This is a genomic window from Streptomyces thermovulgaris, from assembly GCF_002155915.1.
Classification (GTDB): Bacteria; Actinomycetota; Actinomycetes; order Streptomycetales; family Streptomycetaceae; genus Streptomyces; species Streptomyces thermovulgaris.
Map to the genome: position 1 here is coordinate 1 of NZ_MUME01000416.1, position 7,127 is coordinate 7,127.

General features: G+C 75.7%; 5 protein-coding genes. 1 reads left to right on the top strand and 4 read right to left on the bottom strand.

The window, feature by feature from the left end:
* Positions 1 to 192: 192 nt before the first annotated feature.
* A complete protein-coding gene (locus CCN35_RS25585; RefSeq protein ID WP_067399320.1) occupies positions 193 to 387 on the bottom strand; it encodes a hypothetical protein in 195 nt (64 codons plus the stop codon).
* Positions 388 to 923: 536 nt separating this feature from the next.
* Between CCN35_RS25585 and CCN35_RS25590 the strand changes: the two genes are divergently transcribed.
* Positions 924 to 2,255, top strand: coding sequence for a serine/threonine-protein kinase (locus CCN35_RS25590; RefSeq protein WP_086794496.1), 1,332 nt, complete (start codon positions 924 to 926; stop codon positions 2,253 to 2,255).
* Positions 2,256 to 2,268: 13 nt separating this feature from the next.
* Here CCN35_RS25590 and CCN35_RS25595 read toward each other — a convergent pair whose 3' ends face one another.
* The 3 genes from CCN35_RS25595 to cobT form a co-directional block, all read right to left on the bottom strand.
* Entirely contained in the window at positions 2,269 to 3,084 is an 816-nt protein-coding gene (locus CCN35_RS25595) for a TrmH family RNA methyltransferase (protein ID WP_067399314.1), read from the bottom strand.
* Between the two features lie 14 nt (positions 3,085 to 3,098).
* Positions 3,099 to 4,325 carry a uroporphyrinogen-III C-methyltransferase gene (gene cobA, locus CCN35_RS25600; protein WP_067399310.1) on the bottom strand — a complete coding sequence of 409 codons (1,227 nt, stop codon included), beginning with the start codon at positions 4,323 to 4,325 and terminating at the stop codon, positions 3,099 to 3,101.
* A gap of 145 nt (positions 4,326 to 4,470) precedes the next feature.
* Positions 4,471 to 7,127, bottom strand: a 2,657-nt coding sequence (gene cobT, locus CCN35_RS25605; protein ID WP_245863475.1) for a nicotinate-nucleotide--dimethylbenzimidazole phosphoribosyltransferase, incomplete at its 5' end; no start/stop codon positions are given.

Genomic DNA, 7,127 nt, shown 5'->3' on the forward strand with positions numbered 1-7,127 from the left:
CACGGGGGCGGAGGGACCGGGGCCGGAGGGTGCGCCCCGTGACCGCGGGCGGGCGGTGCCCGCCGCACAGAGCAATGCCGGCGCAGCGGGAAGGCTGCGCCGGCATTCTGCCGTCCGCCACACCCCCGTCCCCACGGGGCTTCATGGGTGGATGTCCCCACCCGGACCGCTCTTCCGGGCCTGGGGCGCCGCTCAACGCCCCAGCATCACACCCACGGACGACGCCTGTGTGGCCACCGTGTCCCAGCCGTCGAAGACGAGCAGGAGCAGGGCCGCCAGGGGAAGGGCCATCAGCGTCGCCACCAGGGGGTGGCGGCGGTCCGTACGACGGGGGCGCGCGGCGCGTCCACGGGTGCGCCGCGGGGCCCGCACTGCCGTCGGAGCCATGGTCCTTCTCCTGATCCGTCTCGGATGCCGTTTCGCAGCGGCGGATGTCCGACCTCGGGGGGAGAGTGCTGCACCCGCCGCTTGCCCTCCAATCTAGGCACGCGGCGTGCCGGGGTCGTCATGCCCTCGTACCGATCGGAGGGCCTCCCGGAGGATGAGTCCCGCTGCGCGGACTACTCCTCTGGTTGGAGAGACGGCTCCGTTTCTCGGGGTCCTCCCGGAGGGGACGCCCGTCACGGCCGCCGCGCGTGACGTCCCTCACGTGTGCGGCAACCCGGCGCACCCCGGGCTCACCCCTTCGGGGCGTCCCGTTCGCCACCGCCTCCGACGGTGTTTGTCCGAATGTTCAACCTCCGTTCGGGAAAAGGCGGTTGAGGTTGTCATCTGCTCCAATGCGGCTTGTTCCCACGCGTCTTGACCACCCCTCACCTCCCCGGTTCCGCACCGACAATCGACCGTTCAGGAGGGCGCGGCCTCTCCGCACGAACCGCCCCGGATACGTAAGCTGTGCCTCGTCACAGGACCGGGCAGCGGGGATGAACATGGCGATGATGCGCCTGAGGCGCGAGGACCCGCGCGTCGTCGGCTCGTTCAGGCTTCACCGACGGCTCGGCGCGGGCGGGATGGGTGTGGTCTACCTGGGCTCCGACCGGAAGGGCCAGCGGGTCGCCCTGAAGGTCATCCGGCCGGACCTGGCGGAGGACCAGGAGTTCCGTTCTCGGTTCGCGCGCGAGGTCTCGGCGGCGCGGCGGATCCGGGGCGGCTGCACGGCACGGCTGGTGGCGGCGGACCTGGAGGCGGACCGGCCGTGGTTCGCGACGCAGTACGTGCCCGGCCCCTCCCTGCACGACAAGGTGGCCGAGGAGGGGGCGCTCCCCGCCGCGGAGGTGGCGGCGATCGGGGCCGCGCTGTCCGAGGGGCTGGTCGCCGTGCACGAGGCCGGGGTGGTGCACCGGGACCTCAAGCCGTCCAACATCCTGCTGTCCCCGAAGGGGCCGCGGATCATCGACTTCGGCATCGCCTGGGCGACCGGCTCCTCGACGCTCACCCATGTCGGCACGGCGGTCGGCTCGCCCGGGTTCCTCGCCCCCGAGCAGGTGCGCGGCGCGGCCGTCACCCCGGCGACCGACGTGTTCTCGCTGGGGGCGACGCTGGCGTACGCCTCGACGGGCGACTCGCCCTTCGGGCACGGCAGTTCGGAGGTGATGCTGTACCGCGTGGTGCACGAGGAGCCCCAGCTGGACGGCGTGCCGGACGCATTGGCCCCGCTGCTGCGGGCGTGTCTGGCGAAGAACCCCGAGGACCGGCCGACCACGCTGCAGCTGTCGCTGCGGCTGAAGGAGATCGCGGCGCGTGAGGCGCAGGGCCTGGGCGACGTACGGCCGCCCACGCCGCGTGCCGCCGAACCGGACCGGCCGGCCGTCTCCCTGTCCGATCCCCGCCCGGCCCAGCGTGCCGGCCACGCCGAACGTCCGCGGGGCCAGAGGCGTCCGGCGGGTTCCCCGCCCGGCACCCCGGCGCCCCGGGGCACGGTCCCTCCGTCGCGGAGCGGTCCGTCCCGGGGCAAGGCGGGCGGGCCCTCCTCCCGTGCGGGTGCCGCGCGCGGCGGCCGTCCCGCTCCCCGCAGCGGCACCGGGCGGACGGGGCCGCGGCCCGCGGCGCCCGGCCGGCGCCCCGCCAACCCGCGTCTGCTGCGGCAGCGTCTCGTCGTGTTCGTGGTGGTGACGCTGCTGGTCGCCCTCGGCATCGCGGCGGCCCAGGGCTGCCAGGGCCCGGCCCGCGGGCTGGACGGCGACGGCCGGGGCGCACCGGTGCGGCAGGAGCAGGCGCGCGTGCACGCGCCCGGGCCGTCCTGGTCCTACGGCTGAGGGCGGCCCGCCGTCACCGCGTAGAAGGCGACCTCACCGCGTAGAAGGCGACCGCGGCCGCCGCGCCCACGTTGAGGGAGTCGACGCCGTGGGACATGGGGATGCGGACCCACGTGTCGGCGGCTCTCAGGGCCCGGGCGGACAGGCCGTCGCCCTCCGCGCCGAGCATCAGGGCGACCCGGTCCAGACGGTGCGGGGCGGTCTCGTCCAGGGGCTCGGCCCTCTCGTCCGGGGTGAGGGCGAGCAGGGTGAAGCCGGCCTCGCGGACCGTCTCCAGGTCCGCGGGCCAGGTCTCGAGCCGGGCGTACGGCAGGGAGAAGACCGCGCCCATGGAGACCTTGACGCTGCGGCGGTAGAGCGGGTCGGCGCAGTCCGGGGAGAGCAGGATCGCGTCCATGCCGAGGGCGGCGGCGGAGCGGAAGATCGCGCCGATGTTGGTGTGGTCGTTGACGGACTCCATGACCGCGATCCGGCGGGCCGTCGGCAGCAGGTCGGCCGCCCGGGGCAGCGGCTTGCGCCGCATGGAGGCGAGCGCGCCGCGGTGCACGTGGTAGCCGGTGACCCGTTCGGCGACGTCGGGGCTGACGACGTAGACGGGGGCGGGGACCTCGTCGATGACGTCCCGCATGGTGTCGAGCCACTTCTCGGACAGCAGCATCGAGCGCATCTCGTACCCGGCGGCCCTGGCCCGGCGGATGACCTTCTCGCCCTCGGCGATGAACAGGCCCTCGGCGGGTTCGCGCCTGCGGCGCAGCTCCACGTCGGTCAGGCGCGTGTAGTCGGACAGACGCGGGTCGCCGGGGTCCTCGACGGTGATGGGATCGGCCATGGGTGGGTGCTCCTTCAGGCTCCGGGGCCGATCGTGACGACCTCTCCGACGACGATGACGGCCGGCGGCCTCACGTCCTCGGCGCGGACGGTCTCCGCGACCGTCGCGAGGGTGGCGTCCACACGGCGCTGGGCCGCGGTCGTGCCCTCCTGGACGAGGGCGACCGGGGTGTCGGGGGACTTGCCGTGGGCGATGAGCGTCTCGGCGATCTTCCCGATCTTGTCGACGCCCATGAGGATCACAAGGGTGCCGTTGAGGCGGGCCAGGCTGGGCCAGTCGACCAGGGAACGCTCGTCGTCGGGGGCGACATGCCCGCTGACCACGGTGAACTCGTGGGCGACCCCGCGGTGGGTGACAGGGATGCCGGCCGCGCCCGGGACGGAGATGGAGCTGGAGATGCCGGGCACGACCGTGCACGGAATCCCGGCCTCCGCGAGCGCCTGGACCTCCTCCATGCCCCGGCCGAAGACGTACGGGTCGCCGCCCTTGAGCCGGACGACCGCCTTGCCCTGCTTGGCGTACTCGACGAGGGCGTCGTTGATGGCCTCCTGGGCCATGGAGCGGCCGTAGGGGATCTTCGCGGCGTCGATCACCTCGACGTGCGGCGGGAGTTCGGCGAGCAGATCGCGGGGGCCGAGGCGGTCGGCGATGACGACGTCGGCCTCCGCGAGCAGCCGGCGGCCGCGGACCGTGATCAGGTCCGGGTCGCCGGGGCCGCCGCCGACGAGGGCCACGCCCGGGGTGCGGGTGCGGTGGTGCGGGGCGACGAGCGTGCCGTCGCGCAGCCCCTCGACCACCGCGTCGCGGATGGCGGCGGTGTGCCGGGGGTCGCGTTCCCGTGCGCTGCTGGTGAGCACGGCGACCGTGACGCCCTCGCTGTGGCCGGTGGCCGGGGTCCAGGCGGTCGCCGCGTCGGCGTCGTCGGAGCGCACGCACCACACGCGGTGACGCTCCGCCTCCGCGGAGGCGCGGGTGTTGGCGTCGTGGTCGTCGGTGGCGATCAGCGCGTACCAGGCGTCCGCGAGGTCGCCCTCCTGGTACCGGCGCCGCTTCCAGGTGATCTCGCCCGCCTGCGCCATGGCCTCGACGGAGGCGGTGACCTCGGGCGAGACGAGGACGACGTCCGCGCCGGCCGCGATGAGCGCCGGGAGGCGGCGCTGGGCGACCTGGCCGCCGCCGAGGACGACCACACGGCGGCCGGTCAGGCGGAGACCTACGGGGTAGGCGGGGTGTTCGGCCATGGGGGTACGGCTCCTCGTCCGAGTGGTCCGGGCAGCACGAACGGGCGCCACGGCTCTGGAGCAGCCCTGATGTGCGGATTCCAGAAGTGGGTTCAGGGTACGGCGGGGCCGGGGGCGCGCAGAACGCGCCCCCGGCCCCGCGGCGCTACTTCTCGGTGACGCCCGCCGAGTCGAACGTCGCCACCTCGTGCATCGCCCGCGCCGTGCTCTGCACCAGCGGCAGGGCGAGCAGCGCGCCCGTTCCCTCGCCCAGGCGCAGATCGAGGTCGATCAGGGGGCGCAGGCCGAGCTTCTTGAGCGCGGCGACATGCCCGGGTTCGGCGCTGCGGTGTCCCGCGATGCACGCGGCCAGGACCTCGGGCGCGATCGCGCGGGCGGCCAGTGCGGCGGCACCCGCGCTGACGCCGTCCAGGATCACCGGTGTGCGCAGGGAGGCGCCGCCCAGGAGCAGGCCGACCATGGCCGCGTGCTCGAAGCCGCCGACCGCGGCCAGGACCCCGACGGGGTCGGCGGGGTCCGGCTGGTGCAGTTCCAGGGCGCGGCGGACCACGTCGGTCTTGTGGGCGAGCATCTCGTCGCTGATGCCCGTGCCCCGGCCGGTCACCTCGGCCGGGTCGGCGCCGGTGAACACCGAGATGAGCGCGGCGGACGCCGTGGTGTTGGCGATGCCCATCTCACCGGTGAGCAGGGCCTTGTTGCCGGCCGCGACCAGGTCGCGGGCGGTCTCGATGCCGATCTCGATGGCCTTCTTGGCCTCCTCGCGGGTCATCGCGGGACCGGCGGTCATGTCGGACGTGCCCGGGCGGATCTTGCGGGGCAGCAGACCGGTGGTGGCCGGCAGGTCGGCGGCGACGCCCACGTCGACCACGCAGACCTCGGCGCCCACCTGGTTCGCGAAGGCGTTGCAGACCGCTCCCCCGCCGAGGAAGTTGGCCACCATCTGGGCGGTGACCTCCTGCGGCCAGGGGGTGACGCCCTGGGCGTGCACCCCGTGGTCGCCGGCGAAGACCACGACGGCCGCGGGCTCCGGGACCGGCGGCGGGCACTGGCGGGACAGGCCGCACAGCTGCGCGGAGATGATCTCCAGCACGCCGAGTGCGCCGGACGGCTTGGTCATGCGCTTCTGCCGCTCCCAGGCCTCGCCGAGCGCCTTGGCGTCCAGCGGGCGGATCTGGGCGACGGTCTCGGCGAGCAGGTCGTGCGGCTCCTCGCCGGGCAGCGCGCGGCGGCCGTACGTCTCCTCGTGCACGACCCACGACAGCGGGCGGCGCTTGGACCAGCCGGTCTGCACCAGCTCGGGTTCCTCCGGGAACTCGTCGACGTACCCCACGCACAGGTAGGCGACGGCCTCCAGGTGCTCGGGCAGGCCGAGGGCGCGGACCATCTCGCGCTCGTCGAAGAAGCTCACCCAGCCGACGCCCAGGCCCTCGGCGCGGGCGGCGAGCCAGAGGTTCTCCACCGCGAGCGCGGAGGAGTACGGCGCCATCTGCGGCTGGGTGTGCCGCCCCAGGACGTGCCGGCCGCCACGGGTGGGGTCGGCGGTGACGACGATGTTCACCGGGGCGTCGAGGATGGCCTCGATCTTCATGTCCTTGAACTGCTTCGCCCGGCCCTTGGGCAGCGACTTGGCGTACGCCTCGCGCTGGCGCATCACCAGCTCGTGCATCGCACGCCGGGTCTCCGGGGAGCGGATGACCACGAAGTCCCAGGGCTGGGAGTGCCCCACGGAGGGCGCCGTGTGCGCCGCCTCCAGGACGCGGCGCAGCACCTCGTCCGGGATGGGGTCGCTGCGGAAGCCGTTGCGGATGTCGCGGCGTTCGCGGATCACCTTGAGGACGGCCTCGCGCTCGGCGTCGCTGAAGGCGGGCGCGGGCGGCCCGGCGGGCTTCCGCTCCCGGCCGGCGTCCTGGGCCTCGCCGCCGGGCTCCTCGCCGGACGCGGCGGCGGTGTCGCCGTCGCGGGGCGCGGGGACCGTGGCGGCCGGCTCCTGCGGGGTCGGGGCCAGGTGCCCGGTGGTGGGCACCGAGCCCTCGGCCGGCACGAACTCCCCGCCGAGCTGCTCGGCCCGGGGCTGCTGGGGGATGCCGGCAGCCGCCGCCTCGGGCTCCGCCGGCTGGGGCCGGGGAGCGGACGGCTCGGCGGCCGCGGCGGCGGGCTCGGGCGCGTCCTGGGCCTGGCCGGCGGGGTCCGCGGCGGGGGCCGTGTCCTGGAGGCCGGCGTCCTGGGCCTCGGGGCTCTCGGGGGCCTCGGGGTGCGGCTGCTCCGCCGTCCGGGTGCCGGCGGGGGGCGCGGCGGCCTGGTCCGCCGGCTGCGCGGCGTCGGCCGGGGCCTCCGGGGCGGCTGCGGTGTCCGGCGCGGCCGGGGTCTCCTGTGCGACCGGAGCCTCCTGCTGTGCGGCCGGGGCCTCCAAAGCCGCCGGGGCGGCCGGAGCTTCCGCAGCAGCCGGGGCCTCCGGGACCTCCTGCGCGGCCGGGGTCCCAGCCGGGTCCTGGACGGCCGCGGGCGTCTCGGCGGCCGCGGGAGCTTCGGCGGCCGCGGGTGCCTCGGCGGTGTCCGTGGGGGCCGCCTCCGGAGCGGCCGGGACGGCCGCCGGGTCCGGCACGGCCTCCGCAGCCTCCGGAGCGGTCCCGCCCGGAGGCTGCTCCGCGGGCACGCCCTCGGGGCCGGCCCCGGGCCGGGGCTCCGCCTCCGCGGCGGGCGCGGCCTGGGCGGGATCGCCGGCCTCCACGGCCCCAGCGGTCTCCTCGGTCCGAGCGGCCGCGTCCGCATCGCCGGGCGCCTGCCCGGCCTCGGTCACCGGCT